Consider the following 17,399-nt stretch of genomic DNA (forward strand, 5'->3'; position numbering starts at 1 on the left):
GATGCCGCGATTCTACCGACAGCCACGGGGCCGGGGATAGCGTGCCAGCAGTCTACGCCGGCATCGTTCGGTCGGGCTCAGCCGCGCGCGGCCACCGCGGCGGCGATCTCGTCCTGGATCGCGGCGGCCGCCGCGGCCGGATCAGCGGCTTGGCGGATCGGCCGGCCAACCACCAGATAGTCGGCGCCGGCGGCGATCGCCCGGGCCGGCGTCATCACCCGTTTCTGATCGTCCGGCGGCGCGTCGTTGTCCACCGGGCGGATGCCGGGGGTGACGGTGATCAAGGTCTCTGGCGCTTCGGCGCGCAGGCGCTCCAGCTCCAGGCCCGAGGATACGATGCCGTCGCAGCCGGCTTGCAGTGCCCGGCGGGCCCGCGACAGCACCAGTTCGTCGATGTCGCAGTCGAAACCGAGATCGGTCATGTCACCGCGATCCAGGCTGGTCAGGGCCGTGACCGCGAGGATCTTTGCACTGCCCTTACGGGCCGCGCCGGCCGCTTCCATGATGCTCTGATTACCGTGGATGGTAATGAAATCCACGTCGCGGGCATCCAGCCGGGCGACCGCGGCGGCGACCGTAGCCGGCACGTCGAACAGCTTCACGTCCACGAACACTTTCTTGCCGCGGGCTTTTAGCCAGTCCACCAGCTCGAAATAGCCGGGCGCCATCGCCAGTTCCAGGCCGACCTTGTAGAAGGTCACGGTCTCGCCAAGGGTCTCGACCAGCGCCCGCGCGGCGTCAGTATCGGGTACGTCGAGGGCGAAGATCAGGCGGTCGCGGCAGTCGGGGATCGAGGTCATGGCAGGTATAGAAAAAGCTGGGCGGTCATCGCGGCGAGCATCGTCGCAGTGGCGCTAGCCTAGCCGATGACGGGTTAGATTGCAGTCTGCGCACAGCCCGCGGCCTCGTCTCGGGCGCTACTGGCGCTCGCCCGGCGCGCGGATAAGGGTATCGATAAACGTATCGAGCACTCGGTTCGGGCGTCGGCCGGCCCGGGTGATGGCATGGTAGTCGATGCGATAGCTGAATTGGTCTGGCGCGAGTGCGACCAGCCGGCCCTCGGCGACCCAGCGCTGGGCGTAGTGTTCCGGTAACAGCCCGATATAGCGCCCGGTGAGCACCAGAAAAGCGATGCCCTCGCGCTCGCTGGCGGTGGCGGTGTGGTTGAGCCGATCGACGATAGCCTGGGCCTCGTCGGACAAGGGATAAGCCGGCAGCACTGCGTCTGCGGCCTCGATCGCAGCCGCCTCCAAGGGCTGGGCACCGGCCAGCGGATGATCGGCCGCGGCATAGAGCAGTGTCTGCTCGGTATACAGCGCGATGTAATCTAGGGCTGCGAGCCGGGTCAGCGCCGGGGTGACGCCGACATGCAGGCGGCCATCGAGGACCCCGGTTTCGATACTGCCGGGCGGCATCATATGGATGTTGGTATGCACGGCCGGCCCGCGGTCCTTGAGTTCGGCCAGCGCGTCGGTGATTTGCATCTGTGGCAGGGTGACTAAGTTGTCGGTGATGCCGATATTGAGCTCGCCCCGTAATTCGCGGTGCAGGGCATTCACCTCGTTGCGAAAACTCTGCATGTGGGCGATTAGCCGACGGGCGGCCTGGTCGGTCGCTTCGCCTTCGGCGGTGAGCACGAAGCCGGAGCGCCCGCGCTGGCAGAGGGTGAATCCAAGTCGGGTTTCCAGCTCGCCCATATGGATCGAGACCGCCGACCGGCTGATGCCGAGCGCGGCCGCGGCCGGGGTGAAGCCGGCCGCATCCACGACCGCTCGAAAAACCCGTAGCAGGCGCAGATCGATATCGCTGATCTGGCCGAGCCGTTCGATACTGCGTTCCATGCTCATCTGGCCATTGCGTTAATCAAAGTTAACGTGAATTAAAAAGCTTCCGTATTTAATCACGTATTGCCTCGGCCTAGGCTGAGCCCATTGTTCGCCGCCCGGAGATCGTCATGGCCGATACTGCGTCATCGCTGGATTTCGATAGCTACTGGATGCCGTTTTCCGGCAATCGCCAATTCAAGGCCGACCCGAAGCTGATCGTGGCTGCTAAGGGCTGTTATTACACCGATGTCGACGGGCGCCAAATCTTCGATAGCCTGTCGGGCCTATGGTGTGCGAGCTTCGGCCACGGCCGCGCCGAAATCGCCGAGGCGATCGCCCAAACTGCCAAGACGCTCGATTACGCGCCGCCGTTCCAGTACGCCCATCCGATGGCCTTCGAGTTGGCCGAGCGGGTCAAGAACATCGTGCCGGACGGGCTCGAGCATGTGTTTTTTACCAACTCGGGCTCCGAGTCTGCGGATACCGCGATCAAGATCGCCCGGGCCTACTGGGCCCGGCGCGGCCAGCCGGGCAAGACCCGCCTGATCGGCCGCGAGAAGGGCTACCACGGGGTCAACGTCGGCGGCACCGGTATGGGCGGCATCCCCGGCAACAAGGCGTTTTTCGGCGATATGCTGGCCACCGAGCATCTGCCGCATACCTTGCTTGATCACAATCGCTTCACCCGCGGGGTGCCGGAAGCCGGCGCCGAAGTCGCCGACGCGCTCGAAGCTCGGATTCTCGAACACGGCGCCGACACGGTCGCCGCGGTCATGGTCGAGCCGATGAGCGGTTCGGCGGGCGTCATCGTGCCGCCAGCCGGTTATCTGAAGCGGCTGCGCGAGATCTGCGATCGCCACGATATCCTGCTGATCTTCGACGAGGTGTTGACTGGGTTTGGCCGTCTGGGGGCGAGCTTCGGTGCTGAGCTATTCGGGGTTACGCCCGATATCATGACCCTGGCCAAGAACCTGACCAACGCCGCGGTGCCGATGGGCGCGGTGGTGGCCAGCAATGCGGTCTATGATGCGTTTATGCAGGCCGATCTGGCGCCCCATGCGATCGAGCTGGCCCACGGCTATACCTATTCGGCGCATCCGCTGGCCTGTGCGGCCGGGCTCGCAGCCATGGATGTGTACGAAAACGAGCAGTTGGCCAAGCGCGCGGCTGAGCTGGCACCGTATTTCGAGGCCCAGCTGCACGGCCTGCGCGGGGCGCCACACGTGGTCGATATTCGTAATCTTGGCTTGGCCGGCGCACTGGAAATCGAAACCGCCGGCAACGATCCGACGTATCGGCCCTGGAAGATTGCCGAGGCGGCCTGGGATCGCGGCATGTATCTGCGCTTTGGTGGCAACACTGTCCAACTCGGCCCGCCCTTCATTGCCGAGCGCAGCGATATCGATTTTATATGCGAGACGCTCGACGCAGCGATTCGTAGCGTCGACTGACAGGCGCCGTCCGCCGCGCTCGGTCGCTATCCATCGAAGGCCGCCGTGACCGCCACGGCCGGCCGCTATCAAGGAATAACAACCATGTACGTGGGTGTCCCCAAAGAAATCAAATCCGCCGAAGCCCGGGTCGGCCTGACCCCGGCCGGTGCACGCGAACTCGTGGCCCATGGCCATCGCGTGGTCGTGGAAACCAACGCCGGTGCCGCGGCCGGATTCGCCGACTCGGCCTATACCGCCCAGGGCGCAGAAATCCTGGCGTCGGCCGAGGCCGTATTCGATGCCGCCGAGATGATCGTCAAGGTCAAGGAACCACAGCCGGAAGAATATCGACGCCTGCGCGACAACCAGTTGCTGTTCACCTATCTGCATTTGGCACCTGACGCCGAGCAGACCCAGGGTTTGATCGATTCCGGCTGTGTGGCGATCGCCTATGAAACGGTCACCGGTGCCAACGGTGGCCTGCCGCTGCTGTCGCCGATGAGCGAAGTGGCCGGCCGACTGTCGGTCCAGGCAGGCGCTGCTGCATTGGAAAACGTCACCGGCGGCGCGGGTGTATTGCTGGGCGGGGTGCCTGGCGTGCCGCCAGCCAAGGTCACTGTGGTCGGCGGCGGCGTGGTCGGCACCAATGCACTGCGTATGGCGGTCGGCCTCGGCGCCGACGTGACCGTGGTCGACAATTCCATCGACCGGCTGCGCGAGCTCGACGAACTCTACGGCAACAGTCTGACCACGCTGTATTCCAATACCGAGAATCTAGAGCAGGCGGTGACGGAAGCTGATCTGGTAATCGGCGCGGTGTTGCTGCCCGGCGCGGCCGCGCCGAAACTCGTCACCCGCAAGATGATCGCCGGCATGCGCCCCGGCAGCGCGGTGGTCGATGTGGCGATCGACCAGGGCGGCTGCTTCGAGACCAGCCGGGCCACCAGTCATGCCGAGCCGACCTATAGGGTCGACGATGTAGTGCATTACTGTGTCACCAACATGCCGGGCTGTGTGGCGCGGACATCGACGTTTGCTCTGACCAATGCGACGCTGCCTTATGTGCTGCAGTTGGCGGATAAGGGCTATGTCCGGGCACTGAACGACAATCCGCATCTGGCCGCAGGACTGAACGTGCATCGCGGTCAGGTCACCCACGAAGCGGTCGCGACCAACCTCGGCTATGAGTACACGCCGGCCAGCGACGCGTTGGCCGGCTAATCGATCGATCAAGGAGATTGCCATGAGCTACGGCCACTGGATCAACGGCACGTTGGTGTCCCCCGAAGGCGGGCGCACGCTCCCCGTGCACAACCCGGCGACCGGCCAAGTCCTCGGCGAGCTGCCGCTGGCTGATATGGCCAAAGTCGATGAGACGATCGCGGCCGCCGAAGCGGCACTGCCCGGCTGGGCGGCGACCACGCCGGTACGTCGGGCACGGGTGCTGTTCCGCTTCAAGCAGCTGCTCGACGAGCACATCGACGAGCTGGCTGCGCTGATCACTCGCGAGCACGGCAAGGTGTTTTCCGATGCCAGGGGCGAAGTCGTGCGCGGCATGGAAGTCGTGGAATATGCCTGCGGCGCGCCTGAGCTGCTCAAAGGCGAGCATAGCTTGAACGTCGGCACTGGGGTGGATTCTTTCTCGCTGCGCCAGCCGGTCGGCGTGGTGGCCGGCATCACGCCGTTCAACTTTCCGGCGATGGTGCCGATGTGGATGTTTCCGATCGCGCTGGCCTGCGGCAATACCTTCATCCTTAAGCCCTCGGAAAAAGATCCGGCTATGGCGTTGCGCCTAGCCGAACTGCTCACCGAGGCCGGCCTGCCGGATGGCGTGTTCAACGTGGTCAACGGCGATAAAGAAGCCGTCGATACGTTGATCGACGACGAACGCGTGACTGCGTTGAGCTTTGTTGGCTCGACGCCGATCGCCGAATCCATCTATGCCCGCGGCGCGGCCAACGGCAAGCGCGTACAGGCCCTCGGCGGGGCCAAGAACCACGTCATCGTCTTGCCAGATGCCAATATGGATGCCGTGGTCGACGGCCTGATGGGGGCAGCCTATGGCTCGGCCGGCGAACGCTGCATGGCGGTATCGGTCGCGGTGCCGGTCGGCGAAGAAACTGCCGATCGCCTGGTGGCCGCGATCGAAAAACGCCTGGCCTCGCTGACCGTCGGCGACGGTCTGGCCGACCCCGAGCCGCAGATGGGTCCGTTGGTCAGCGCCGAACACCGCGATAAGGTCCGTGGCTATGTCGATCTGGGCGTCGAAGAAGGCGCCAAGCTGGTCGTGGACGGCCGTGGCTTCAAGTCGAGCGATAACCCCGACGGCTATTATCTCGGCGGCTGCCTGTTCGACCATGTCACGCCAGAGATGCGGATCTATAAAGAAGAGATCTTCGGGCCGGTGCTGTCGGTCGTGCGCCAGCAGTCGCTGGACGAGGCGATCGAACTGGTCAATGCCCATGAGTTCGCCAACGGCGTGGCCATCTTCACCAACCACGGCGGCGCGGCGCGCAAGTTCCACGAACGCATTCGGGTCGGCATGGTCGGCGTGAACGTGGCGATCCCGGTGCCGATGGCTTTCCATTCCTTCGGCGGCTGGAAGCGTTCGCGCTTTGGCGTGCTGCATGCCCACGGCCCGGACGGCGTGCGTTTCTATACCCAGCTCAAGACTGTGACCCAGCGCTGGCCGGACGCGCCGGACGATGCCAACGCCTTCGCGATGCCCACGCACTGACCGAGCGAGCCTGGCGCGGACCGGCGTGAACCGGTTCGCGCCAGGCCATCGGACGGGCGGCTCAGTAGCCGAGTCCGCGATCGACGACACCGTGCATGGGCTCGCCTGCCTGGTAACGCCGTAGATTGGCCAGCAGGACCTCGAAGGCCGTATCGGGGTCGGTCATGGCAGCGATGTGGGGCGTCATGAGAATACGCGCGTCTTGCCAGAACGGGTGGTCGTCGGGCGGCGGTTCTTCACCGACGACATCGATCACCGCGGCGCGTAGCTGGCCGTCGTTGAGAGCGGCGATCAGGTCAGCCTCGACCAGATGGGCGCCGCGCCCAATATTGATCAGCCCGGCGCCACGCGGCAGGCGTGCAAACAGGCTGCTGTCGAGTAGGCTGTGCGTGCTCTCGGTCAGCGGCAGAATGTTGATCAAGATGTCGGTATCGGCCAGCAGCTGGTTGCGGCCGTCGGCGCCGTAGAAGCAGTCGATACCGTCGATCCGATGCGCCGAGCGCGACCAGGCGCCGACCTGGAAGCCAAGTGATCGCAGCCGTTCGGCGATTGCGCGGCCAAGCCGGCCCAGACCCAGGATGCCGATCCGTCGCTGGCCGGCGGCGACCGGCCGATGCGGCTGCCACAGGCCGGCGCGCTGCTGGCGTTGATAGCGATCGATATCCCGATGCAGATAGAGGGTGGCGAAGCTTGCGTATTCGACCACGCCGCGCTCGATCTGGGGATCGTGCATACGCACGATCGGCACCGAGGCCGGAATCCGGTCGAAGTCGAACTGGTCGACCCCGGCCGAGGTCGCGAATATGACTTCGAGGTTGGGAAACCGCTGGGCGATATCCTTGGGCGGTCGCCAGGCCAGTAGAAAACGCACCTCGTCTGCATCGGCGATCTCGCTGGGGCGTTTGAAACGCCATTCCGGCGCCCGTTCTGCAAACAGCTGGGCCCAGCGCTCAGCCCGTTCGTCATCGTAGGCCCAGTACAGTAGCGTCATATCAGATTCCCATCGATTGCACGGTAGGGCGATCGCCTACGATCGCTTTGGTTTCGGTGAATTCAGCCAGGCCGTATGCCCCGTACTCGCGACCGTTGCCGGACTGTTTGTAACCGCCAAACGGTGCCGCGCCGTCCCAGGCTGGTTCATTGATATGAATGCTGCCGGCGTTGATACGGCGGGCTGTGGCTTGCGCGGCCTGGGGCGCGCCAAAGATATAGGCGGCCAATCCATAGGGCGTATCGTTGGCGATCTCGATAGCCTGCTCGACGTGGTCGTAGGTCATAAGGGCGAGCACCGGCCCGAAAATCTCCTCGCGCGCGATCGTCATGGCGGGGTCGACGTCGGCGAATACGGTCGGTCGAACATAGTATCCGTGCGTCATCGACTGCGGTCGGCCGGTACCGCCGGCGACTAGGGTCGCACCTTCGCTGACGCCGCTGGCGATCAGTGCCTGGATATGGTCGTACTGTGCTGCGCTGACCACCGGCCCGAGATCGGTATCGGTTTGATCTGGCGCACCGACGCAGAAGGTAGCCGCTGCGGCGCGGGCCAAATCGACGGCCCGATCGCGATATACGTGGGGCACCAGCAGCCGCGACGATGCGTTGCAGGACTGGCCGCTGTTTTCGAAGCAGCGGGCCACAGCGGCAGTAACGGCCGGTGCGAGATCGGCGTCGGGTAGCACCAGATAGGGTGATTTGCCGCCCAATTCCTGATGCACGCGTTTGACCGTGGGGGCCGCGGCGTTGGCGACCGCCACCCCGGCGCGGGTCGAGCCAGTCACCGAAATCATGTCGATATCTGGATGAGTAGCCAGCGCGGCCCCGACGTCGGCGCCGTGCCCTTGTACGAGATTGAATACCCCGGGTGGCACGCCGGCTTCTTGCAAAATCTCTGCGAACAAGACGGCATTGAAGGGCGCGATCTCCGACGGTTTGAGCACCATCGTGCAGCCGGTAGCCAGGGCCGGCGCCACCTTGCAGGCGATTTGATTGATCGGCCAGTTCCAGGGCGTGATCAGGCCGACCACGCCGATCGGCTCGCGGAGGATGGTCGTGCTCGACGGGCAGCGTTCGAAGTCGAAATCGGCCAGGGCCTCCAGGGTATGCTTGAAATGGGCGATGCCCAGATCTACCTGGGCGCCCCGGGCGACGGGCGTGGGGGCACCCATTTCCTGGCTCAGGGTGGTCGCGAGTGCGTTGCGATGGCGCTCGAGCCCGTCGACGACCCGAGCCATCAAGCGCCTGCGCTCGGCCAGCGGGGTCTGTGCGAACCCAGGCTGGGCCCGCCGGACGGCTGCGATCGCCCGCTCGATATCTTCGGCGTCGCCTGCTGCGATCGTATCGAATACGGCGCCGTTGGCCGGGTCGATGACGTCGATGGTGTGCTTTCGAGCGGGTTCGACCCAATGGCCATCGATGAAAAAACAGTGGCGATGCGACATGGGCGGTCTTTAGGTCGGAATTATTCGGAACGTATGGCGTGTGCGATGCGTTCGGCGATCATCAGGGTTGGTAGATTGGTGTTGGCACAGGGAATCGATGGCATGAGAGAGGCATCGCAGACGCGCAGGCTGGTGACGCCGTGTACACAGCCGGTTGGTGAAGTCGCGGCCTGTGGATCGTCGGCCTGGCCCATACGGCAGGTTCCCGAGGCATGCCAGGTGCCGCCCACATGGGAGCGCACGAACTCGGTGAGGGCTTGGTCGTCGGCCAGCAGCCGTTCGATGGTGATGCCGTTCGACACCGCGGCGCTTATCACGCGGTGCCGATGCCGGCCGGCAAGATCCAGAACACCGGCAAACAGCCCGCGTTGAACCCGATTGACCCAGCCCGGCATGGCCAGGGCGGCGACCCGCGGCGAATAGCTGGCCGGAAACACTGGGCCGCCATAGGGTTCCATGCGGTGATGCTGCAATGTGCGTGCGCCGAGCCGCAGCGCCATTTTCAGACGCTCCAGATCGCGAGTATCGCCGAGCATGTCGAACTCGATCTGGGGCGGCCCATCGACGTTTGATGGGTTTAGCGCAACTCGGCCGCGCGAATACGATTTGTTGACCCAAAAGAACAGGCTGCCGACGCGCTGGCCGACCGAATGCCAGCCAGAGCGCGCGAGGATAGACGCGTGCATGTCGCCGGTCGGGGTGCCCGGCAGGGCTGAGGAAAACCGCCAGACGCCTTGCTCGTGGTGTTCTTCGTCGTTGGATTCGCGGGCGCTCGATCTGAGATAGCTGGCTACGGCGATCGAGGGATGCTCCATGAGATTGCTGCCGATTGCCGGGCAGTCGGCCACCGGCGTGATGCCACAGGCCGCGATCTGTTCGGCTGGACCGACGCCGGAGCGCATCAACAAAGTCGGCGAATGGATCGCGCCGCTGGCCACGACGACTTCCCTGGCATAAATCGTCTGTGGTGCGCCTGTTTTATGTGCCACGACGGCGCCGATGGCACGACGACCGTCGAATACGATCCGCTGGGCCTGGCTTTCGGTGACGATCTCCAGGTTCGGGCGCTGCCGAACTTCGGGCGTGAGCCAGGCCACCGAGGTCGGCAGCCGCTGGCCGGTGTCACTGGCGGCGATCGTGGCCTTAAAGGTGCCGTCTTGCCAGGCGCCGTTCTGGTCGGCTTGTGGCGGATAGCCTTGTTCGGCCAGGGTCTGCATGACGCCGGCGACGAACGGCGACAGATTCGTATCGGCGATGCGGCGAATCGACAACGGCCCGTTGTGGCCGTGGTCGGGGCCTTGGCCATCGACATCGCGTTCGATGGCGATGAACCAGGGCAGGCAGGCCTGCCAGTGCCAGCCGGTCGCCCCGAGCGCGGCCCATTCGTCGTAATCGGCCGGGGCGCCGCGATTGGCCATGAGCGCGTTGATCGCCGAACCGCCGCCCAGCAGTTTGGCTTGCTCATAGCGGCGCCGGCTCGTTGCCTGCCCACGATCCGGGCGCGCCGCAAACTGGGCTTTGAGGTGGCCCCAGATATTGCGCGGATCCAGATAAGCCCGGCCCGGATAACGACTGGCAATCGCTGCGGGCATGTCGTCGGCGCCGATGTTGCGACCGGCCTCGACGAGCACCACGCGGCGTGTTGCGTCCTCCGACAACCGGGCGGCCAGCACGCATCCGGCCGAGCCGCCGCCCAGGATCAGATGATCGATCGCCTGGGGTGATTCGCGATGCGATGCAGTGTCATCCATGCCGGTTCAGCATCGACTTCAACGACGACGCAGCAGGGCAGCGAACGCCGTCAGCGTCAACGTGCCCACAATCAGCATGGTGCTGATCGCGGCGATGGTCGGGTCGATTTCATCGCGTAGGCGGGTGAACATCACTTTGGTTAGGGTCTGGTTCGAACCGCCCGAAATGAATAGGGCGACGATCGTTTCGTCCAGACTCCAGATGAAGGCGAAGATCGCCCCGGAAATCACGCTGGGCTTGATCTGGGGTAGAACGACAGCGAAAAACGCCCGGAGCCGGTTCATGCCGAGGCTGCGGGCAACCATCTCCTGGCTCTTGTCGAAGCCCTGCAGGCCAGCGCCGACCGAGGTCACGACAAAGGGCAGGCTCAGCATCACGTTGGCCAGCACCAGTCCAGTGATCGAGGCCCAGAGACCGGTCTTCGCGAACGCCAGGAACAGACCGGCCGCCACGATGATCAACGGAATCATCAACGGCAGCATCAATATCACCCGCACATAGCGCATGCTCCAGTGGTGGGTGTTTTCTACGGCATAGGCCGCGGCCACGCCCAGTGGCGTGGCGATCAGTGTCGCCAGCACCGCCACCGTGAGACTGGTCTGGGTGGCCTTGAGCCACTCGCTGCTCGAAAAGAAGGCGTCATACCAGCGCAGCGAAAAATCCGGTGGCGGGAACGTGATGAAACGCGCATCCGAGAACGACATCGGGATGACGATCAGCACGGGGACGATCAAAAACAGCAGTACGCCGACAACATAGGCCCCGAGAATCAGGCGTCGTAGAGGAATGCGCTGCATTAGGAACCCCCTCCGAAGATACGATCGACCGGTACGACCCGGCTCGCGATATAGAAGATGAGCAGCACGAATGCCAGCAGCACGACACTGACCGCGCTAGCCGCGCCCCAGTCGTTGAACAGCTCGACGTTTCGGCTGACCACCATCGATGCCATGACGGTCTTGCCGCCGCCCATGAGCTCGGGCGTGATGTAAAAGCCCAGGCACAGTACGAACACCAGCGCCGAGCCGGCCATTACGCCGGATAGCGACAGTGGGAAATAGATCCGCCGAAAGGCATAGAACGGCGAGCCGCCGAGGCTGGTACCGGCGCGCATCAGATCGTCCGGGATCTTCTGCATCGCTGAATACAGCGGCAAAATCATGAACGGCAGCAGGATATGGATGGTCGCGATGATCGTGCCGAACTCGTTGTTGACCAGTTTTAGCGGTGCGTCGACCAGGCCTGATGCAGTCAGCAGGCTGTTCACGATCCCGTTGTGGCTAAGCAAAATGAGCCAGGCATAGGTTCGCACCAGCACGCTGGTCCAGAACGGCAGCACTGCGATGACTAGCACCAGGGTCGCCAGACGCCGCGGCAGCACACAGGCGGCATAGGCCAATGGATAGCCGAGCAGCAAGGCGCCGAGGGTAACGATGACGCTAATACGAAAGGTGAGAATGAAGGTGTGCCAATACACCGAGCCGGTGAAGATGCGCTCGTAATTGGCGAATGTGAAACCGTTGGCATAGATCGACTGCCAGAACAGCCAACTGGTGGGAACGACCAACAGAATCAGAACGATGCATATCGCGGGCGCCATCAGCAGCGCCATCAATGCTCGGTCTTTTCGGTGGTGGTGGGTTGCGGCATCGGCCATCAGGGCATCTCCCTATGCTCGCGTTGCGACCGGGGCGAGGCCGGCCGCAACGCGAATCAGCATGTATTGCAGTGGTTTATTGCTGCATGAAACGCAGCCAACGACGCTGTGCCTGCTGACCGGCCTGAGATGCCCACCACTCATAGGACAGCGCTGCCTGTTTCTTGGCGTTTTCCGGCGAGCTGGGCAGTTCGGCGGCGCGCTGGTCCGAAATCTTGCCGGTATCGTAGGCAGCCGGATTGGCGGGGCCGTAATCGATGTATTTCGGCAGGTTCGCCTGGTATTGGGGCGATACCGCGGCATTGACGAACTGATAGGCGGTGTCGGTATGCGGCGAGCCTTTGAGTATGCACAGCCCGGTGCGCTGTCGAATGCCGTTGTTGTATGTAAAGCCGATGTTCGGATCGTCTTCCATCAGAGCGCTGACCCGGCCGTTCCACATCATGATCATGTCGACCTCGCCGTCGTGCAGCAGCTGGGCCGACTGCCCGCCGGAGGTCCACCACGTCGTGATGTGTGGCTTGATTTCCTTGAGCTTGGCAAAGGCACGATCGACATCCAGCGGATAGAGCTCGTCGCGGGGCACGCCGTCGGCCATCAATGCGGCTTCGAGCGTGGCGACCGGGTAGTTGCGCAGCGCGCGCCGACCGGGGAATTTCTTCACGTTCCAGAAATCGGCCCAGGTCTTGGGCGGATTGTCGCCGTATTTCTTTTTGTTGTAGGCGATGACGCTCGAATAGTTTTCGTAGCCCACCGAGTACTGCGTGCGGGCGTCGTCGCCGAAATTCTTGGCAGCCGGCAGGCGGCTGAAATCGAGTTTCTGAACCAGGCCCTGCTTGCCCGCCCGGATACAGTTGAAGGGCGGGGTATCGACCACGTCCCAGACCACTTTGCCGGTCATGCCTTGGGTTTTGATCATCGGCAGCGCGTCGGGGGCGCTATCCTGGTTGATGGTGATGCCGAGATCCTTCGAGATCGGGTCCAGGATGGCCTGGGTCTGGGCGCGCTGGTAGGCGCCGCCCTGGGATACGAAGGTCACGGACTTGTCCTGCGCGAGGGCTGAGTGGCTCGCGCAGACTCCGAGTGAAATGATGACACTGGTCATCAATGATTTGTTCATCGCTATGCCCCTTTTTTGGATTGCGCCTTGGATCGATGACGTTGGGCACTAGAGCCCTATCGCATCGAGAAACTGATACCAACCGGCCACCGAGCGTATGCCGAGTTGGCGCAGTGGATAGAACGGAATGCGCTGCAGGTTGGCTACGTCGAGCGGGCCGACCTCCGGCGCCTCGCGTAGAGCGAATGCACCGGCATATCGCCCTAGCAAGGTCGACAGGGCGACCCCAGCCCCGTTATAGCCCAGAGTGCAGCACACTCGGTCATTCAGCCGACCGACGTGCGGAAACTTGTCGGCCGTCATCGCGACGTGCCCGGACCATTGGTAGGCAATGCCGGTATTCGCCAGTTCCGGGAACAGCGCCACCATGGCCCGCTGCAGGGCCTGGAACGCAGAAGCCGACTCCTTGGTGCCGAAAGCGCCCCGGCCGCCGAATACGAAGCGATCGTCGACCCGCCGGAACCAGCGCATCATGCGACGGGTTTCGGTATAGCTGCGGCGTTGTGCGAGCAGCCGTCGGTCGAGTTCGGCGTCCAGCGGCTCGGTGGCAATGATTGCGCTGCGAAACGGCACCAGCGTGCGTTCGATGGCCGCGGTCGCCGGTGTCAGCGACGAATAGCCGTTGCTGGCCAGTATCGCTTGGCCGGCCCGGACTCGGCCCTGCGGGGTATGCAGTATCAGCCCCTGGTCGATGGTTTCGATACGCTCGACAGGGCTGTTCTCGAAGATCAGATCGCTGCCGTAGCCCTGCAGCCCGGCCGCCAGGCCGCGGGCATAGGCCAGCGGCCGGAGTCGACCGACGTCGGCGGCGAGAACACCGCCAACGAATGCGTTCGAGCCGGTTTCTTCGACCACCTGATCGCGAGACAGGATCGACATCTGGCGATCGCCGAGCTCGCGACGCTGCCACTCGGCGGCGGCCGCGATGGTCGACAGACTGCGCGTGTTGTGCGCGCAGCGCAGATTACCGGCTCGGGCGAACTCGGCGTCGTGCAAGTCAAAGCGCTCGATCAGTGATTCCACCAGATCCACCGCCTCGTGACTGATGCGGTGCATGAGCTGGGCGGTTTCGAGCCCGAAGGTCTGGGCGATGGCTGGGTACGACACGCGGTATTTGGCCGAGACCACGCCGCCGTTGCGGCCGCTGGCCCCCCAGCCGATGCGATCGGCTTCGAGTACCACCGGTCGCAGGCCGCGTTCGGCCAGGTAATGGGCCGCCGACAGACCGGAATAACCGCCGCCGACAATCGCGACATCGGCGTCGATCTCCTGGTCCAGCTGGGGCAGGTCGGGCCCCGGGGCGGTTTGTGCCGCCCAGAGGGAAGGGATCTCGGAGTGCGGCGAACTCATGATCGACGTGGCCTCGTAGCTCAGGCGCTCGCTGTGCTTCGCTCGACCGCGTCGGCCAGCTGAGCGAGCGAGGTGAAGTGCATATCCGGTTCGGTCACGCGGGCCGGATCCGGCGTGCCACCAAAGCCCCGCTGGTCGTGCCGACGCTCGATCCAGCACACGGTATAGCCCTGCTCGCGGGCCACGCCGATATCGTGGTACTGGCTCTGGGCGACGTGCAGGATCTGATCCTGGCGGAAGCCGCGGGCGTACTGGCGGCCACGGTTGTAGGCAAAGAACTGCGGATCCGGCTTGGCGATGTCCGTTTCGTCGAAGGTCACGCTGTCGTCGAACGGCCAGCCCAGGCGCTGGGCATAGGCGGTATAGGCGGTGCGGTCGGCATTGGTCATGGCGACCAGCTGGAAATGGCGCCCCAAGCGCTGCATCGCCTCGACCGAATCCTCGAACTCCGGCCAGTTGATCACGTCGAGCTGGAAGGCCTCGGCCCGGGCATCGTCGGCCGGCAGGCCAAGTTCGCTGGCCAGATGCCGATAGACGTTGGCCATGGCCTGGCTGGACCGACCCGGATTGGCACTGCGGCCGGCCTTGTAGGGGCCGAAGATTTCGTCGTCACTCAGCTGGGCCGCGGCGTCGCCGCCCAGGCGGCGGACCGAATCGAGCACCCCTCGCTCGAAGTCGATCAGGGTTCCGACCACGTCGAATGTCAGAACACGGAATTGGCTGTAATCGATATCGCTCACGTTATGTCTTCCCTTGCGGTTGCGTATAAGAATTCGAATCGGCGTGTCGCACGACCACGGTGTCGTTGGGATGCAGGGCCAGGGTGATCGGCGCCCCGGATTCCGGAACCTGGCCCCGTGCGGCGTCGTGGGTCGGATGGTTGAGTTTGAGCTGGGCCCCGTCCGGCAGCTCGACCAAGACCCGCAGGGTCTCGCCCTGGTAGACGATTTCCGAGACCTGTCCGTTGATGCGGTTGAACTCGGGCGCGAGTTCGCCGGTATCGACGATCAATTTGGCGGTCTGGACCACCAGCTGCAGGGCCTTGGCTTCGGGCACGCTATGCCGGCATTCCAGCGTCAGCCCGTTGTAATCGACGCTATGCTCCGCTAGGCGCGTGACCGGCAATAGTTCGGATTCGCCGATGAAATCGGCGACGAACGAATCGGCCGGCTGATCATGCAGCTCGCGCGGCGTGCCGATCTGCACGATCTGGCCGTCGCGCAACACCGCGATCCGGTCGCTCATGGTCAGCGCTTCGCGTTGATCGTGGGTGACATAGATGATGGTCGCGCCGAGTTTCTGATGTAGGCCGCGCAGCTCCATCTGCATGGCTTCGCGCAGCTGCTTGTCGAGCGCGGACAGGGGTTCGTCCATGAGAATGAGTGCTGGCTCGAAAACGATCGCCCGTGCCAGGGCCACGCGCTGGCGCTGGCCGCCCGACAGCTGTGAGATATGGCGTTCGCCATAGCCGCCCAGGCTGACTGTGTCCAACGCTTTTTTAACCTTGGCGTCGCGTTCGCTTTTCGGCACCCGACGCGCCCGCAGCGGAAACGCCACGTTTTCACCGACGCTCATGTGCGGAAACAGGGCATAGCTTTGGAAGACCACCCCGATATTCCGCTTGTGCGGCGGCATATATGTCACGTCGCGATCGCCGATATAGATTGCCCCGCCCGAGGGCATGACGAACCCGCCGAGCATGCCGAGCAGCGTGGTTTTGCCCGAGCCCGAGGGGCCGAGCAGCGAGATGAACTCACCGGCGGCGATATCCAGGTCGGTGGTATCGACCGCGGTCGTACGGCCATAGGTCTTATGGGCTTTTTGAATGCGTACGCCGACGCTTTCTCTATCGTTCAATGGGATACTCCGGCTGTCTGCAGCATGAGTTGGCTTTATACCTGCACGCATCGGCATCGGGCGTTAGACCTAAGTCGACCCTCGCTGCTTCTGCTGGTGAGCCGATTGCCCCAAAATCATCCCTATCTGCACGAATTTCGAACATATCTGAGCCATCACGGGGCTTTAGGCGCCCTCGAAAATTAGGTTCCATCCGAACTTAGAACAGCGAGTCGGCGACTGGCAATTGAAAAATTATCAGATGGGTCATAACCTGAGCTCATGACCTCGCTACGACGCTACTTCCCCAGCGCGCATGCCCTATTTGTGTTTGAGGCCGCAGCACGACGCGGTAGCTTCACGGCCGCGGCTACCGAGCTGTATGTGACCCAGCCCGCGGTCAGCCGAATGGTCGCTCGGCTTGAAGATCATATCGGGGTTGCGCTATTTCATCGCCATAAAGGCCAGCTGCGGCTGACCGACGATGGAGAAATCCTCTATCGGGGCACTGCGGTCGGTTTTCGTGAAATCGAATCAGCAATCCAAGAAATAAACGAGCGCAATCGCGCCAGCGATACGGTATCGCTGTCGGCCTCGACGGCCTTCACTACCCACTGGCTGATGCCGCGTATGCATGAAATCCAGGCAGCCATGCCCCGGCTGGACCTGCGTTTCCAGCTGATCTCTGGCTCCATCGGCGGCCCGGTGGACGATGTCGATATGGGGATGCGTTTCGTCGATGGTTCGGACGAAGGCCATTACGCACGCCTGATCTGTCCGGAAATCCTGATTCCGGTCTGCAGCCCGGCCTATCGTCGTACGCGCACTGCGGATGTAGGCCGGATGGACGATCCGGGGCCGACATTGATCAACTTGAGCGATCGGTCGGTAGACTGGTTCGAGTGGTTTCCGGCGCTTTCGGCCGCCACTGCGACCAATACGCTCACATTTTCAGACTATGCGGTGGTATTGCAGGCCGCGCTGATGGGCCAGGGTATTGCCGTAGGCTGGCTAAACGTGGTCGCACACTGGTTGAAAACTGGGGCCTTGGTGCCGGCCATCGATGAATGCGTCACCACCCAGCGGCTGTGCCATTTCGTTTGCGCGCGCGATAAAGCCCTGCGGGATCCGGCGATCCAGGTCCAGGACTGGATCATCGATAAGACCCGGGCCGATATCGAGGCAGTTGATGCGGCCTATCCCGAATTGAAGATCGGGCAGATTGTCTAACCTCGCCCTGCCAACGGGCG

General features: G+C 63.5%; 15 protein-coding genes. 4 read left to right on the top strand and 11 right to left on the bottom strand.

Features of this window, described 5'->3' with window-relative positions; genetic code table 11:
- Window positions 1–77 precede the first annotated feature (77 nt).
- Together pyrF and V5738_RS04085 are read right to left on the bottom strand one after the other, a co-directional pair.
- Window positions 78–800 carry an orotidine-5'-phosphate decarboxylase gene (gene pyrF, locus V5738_RS04080; protein WP_423823130.1) on the bottom strand — a complete coding sequence of 241 codons (723 nt, stop codon included), beginning with the start codon at window positions 798–800 and terminating at the stop codon, window positions 78–80.
- Window positions 801–917: 117 nt separating this feature from the next.
- Window positions 918–1,841, bottom strand: a complete 924-nt coding sequence (locus V5738_RS04085) for a LysR family transcriptional regulator (RefSeq protein WP_423823131.1) — start codon at window positions 1,839–1,841, stop codon at window positions 918–920.
- 113 nt (window positions 1,842–1,954) lie between these two features.
- Here V5738_RS04085 and V5738_RS04090 point away from each other — a divergent pair, with 113 nt between their 5' ends.
- The 3 genes from V5738_RS04090 to V5738_RS04100 all read left to right on the top strand — a co-directional run bounded on the left by V5738_RS04090 (window position 1,955) and on the right by V5738_RS04100 (window position 5,996).
- Entirely contained in the window at window positions 1,955–3,277 is a 1,323-nt protein-coding gene (locus V5738_RS04090) for an aminotransferase class III-fold pyridoxal phosphate-dependent enzyme (protein WP_423823132.1), read from the top strand.
- Window positions 3,278–3,361: 84 nt separating this feature from the next.
- Window positions 3,362–4,480: an alanine dehydrogenase gene (gene ald, locus V5738_RS04095; protein ID WP_423823133.1), complete on the top strand. Its 1,119-nt coding sequence runs from the start codon at window positions 3,362–3,364 to the stop codon at window positions 4,478–4,480.
- A gap of 22 nt (window positions 4,481–4,502) precedes the next feature.
- On the top strand, window positions 4,503–5,996 hold the full coding sequence (locus V5738_RS04100) for a CoA-acylating methylmalonate-semialdehyde dehydrogenase (protein WP_423823134.1): 1,494 nt from the start codon (window positions 4,503–4,505) through the stop codon (window positions 5,994–5,996).
- Between the two features lie 61 nt (window positions 5,997–6,057).
- On the opposite strand, the gene V5738_RS04105 is transcribed toward V5738_RS04100, so the two are convergent.
- The 9 genes from V5738_RS04105 to V5738_RS04145 form a co-directional block, all read right to left on the bottom strand.
- Window positions 6,058–6,987 carry a 2-hydroxyacid dehydrogenase gene (locus V5738_RS04105; protein ID WP_423823135.1) on the bottom strand — a complete coding sequence of 310 codons (930 nt, stop codon included), beginning with the start codon at window positions 6,985–6,987 and terminating at the stop codon, window positions 6,058–6,060.
- Between the two features lies 1 nt (window position 6,988).
- The gene (locus V5738_RS04110; protein WP_423823136.1) at window positions 6,989–8,434 is read right to left on the bottom strand and encodes an aldehyde dehydrogenase family protein; all 1,446 of its coding nucleotides are present in this window, start codon (window positions 8,432–8,434) and stop codon (window positions 6,989–6,991) included.
- A 20-nt stretch (window positions 8,435–8,454) separates the two neighbouring features.
- Window positions 8,455–10,185, bottom strand: a complete 1,731-nt coding sequence (locus V5738_RS04115) for a GMC family oxidoreductase (RefSeq protein WP_423823137.1) — start codon at window positions 10,183–10,185, stop codon at window positions 8,455–8,457.
- Between the two features lie 18 nt (window positions 10,186–10,203).
- Window positions 10,204–10,983, bottom strand: a complete 780-nt coding sequence (locus V5738_RS04120) for an ABC transporter permease (RefSeq protein WP_423823138.1) — start codon at window positions 10,981–10,983, stop codon at window positions 10,204–10,206.
- Entirely contained in the window at window positions 10,983–11,843 is an 861-nt protein-coding gene (locus V5738_RS04125) for an ABC transporter permease (RefSeq protein WP_423823139.1), read from the bottom strand. Before V5738_RS04125 ends, V5738_RS04120 begins: the two co-directional genes overlap by 1 nt.
- Window positions 11,844–11,919: 76 nt before the next feature.
- Entirely contained in the window at window positions 11,920–12,963 is a 1,044-nt protein-coding gene (locus tag V5738_RS04130) for an ABC transporter substrate-binding protein (RefSeq protein WP_423823140.1), read from the bottom strand.
- A gap of 48 nt (window positions 12,964–13,011) precedes the next feature.
- Window positions 13,012–14,313 carry an NAD(P)/FAD-dependent oxidoreductase gene (locus V5738_RS04135; protein ID WP_423823141.1) on the bottom strand — a complete coding sequence of 434 codons (1,302 nt, stop codon included), beginning with the start codon at window positions 14,311–14,313 and terminating at the stop codon, window positions 13,012–13,014.
- 20 nt (window positions 14,314–14,333) lie between these two features.
- Complete coding sequence (locus V5738_RS04140) at window positions 14,334–15,044, bottom strand: HAD-IA family hydrolase (RefSeq protein ID WP_423824237.1); 711 nt, start codon at window positions 15,042–15,044, stop codon at window positions 14,334–14,336.
- A gap of 10 nt (window positions 15,045–15,054) precedes the next feature.
- On the bottom strand, window positions 15,055–16,170 hold the full coding sequence (locus V5738_RS04145; protein WP_423823142.1) for an ABC transporter ATP-binding protein: 1,116 nt from the start codon (window positions 16,168–16,170) through the stop codon (window positions 15,055–15,057).
- Window positions 16,171–16,431: 261 nt separating this feature from the next.
- Here V5738_RS04145 and V5738_RS04150 point away from each other — a divergent pair, with 261 nt between their 5' ends.
- Window positions 16,432–17,379, top strand: a complete 948-nt coding sequence (locus tag V5738_RS04150) for a LysR family transcriptional regulator (protein ID WP_423823143.1) — start codon at window positions 16,432–16,434, stop codon at window positions 17,377–17,379.
- Window positions 17,380–17,399: the final 20 nt, after the last annotated feature.

Origin of the sequence: Salinisphaera sp. SPP-AMP-43 (genome assembly GCF_049568105.1) — a bacterium.
Classification (GTDB): Bacteria; Pseudomonadota; Gammaproteobacteria; order Nevskiales; family Salinisphaeraceae; genus Salinisphaera.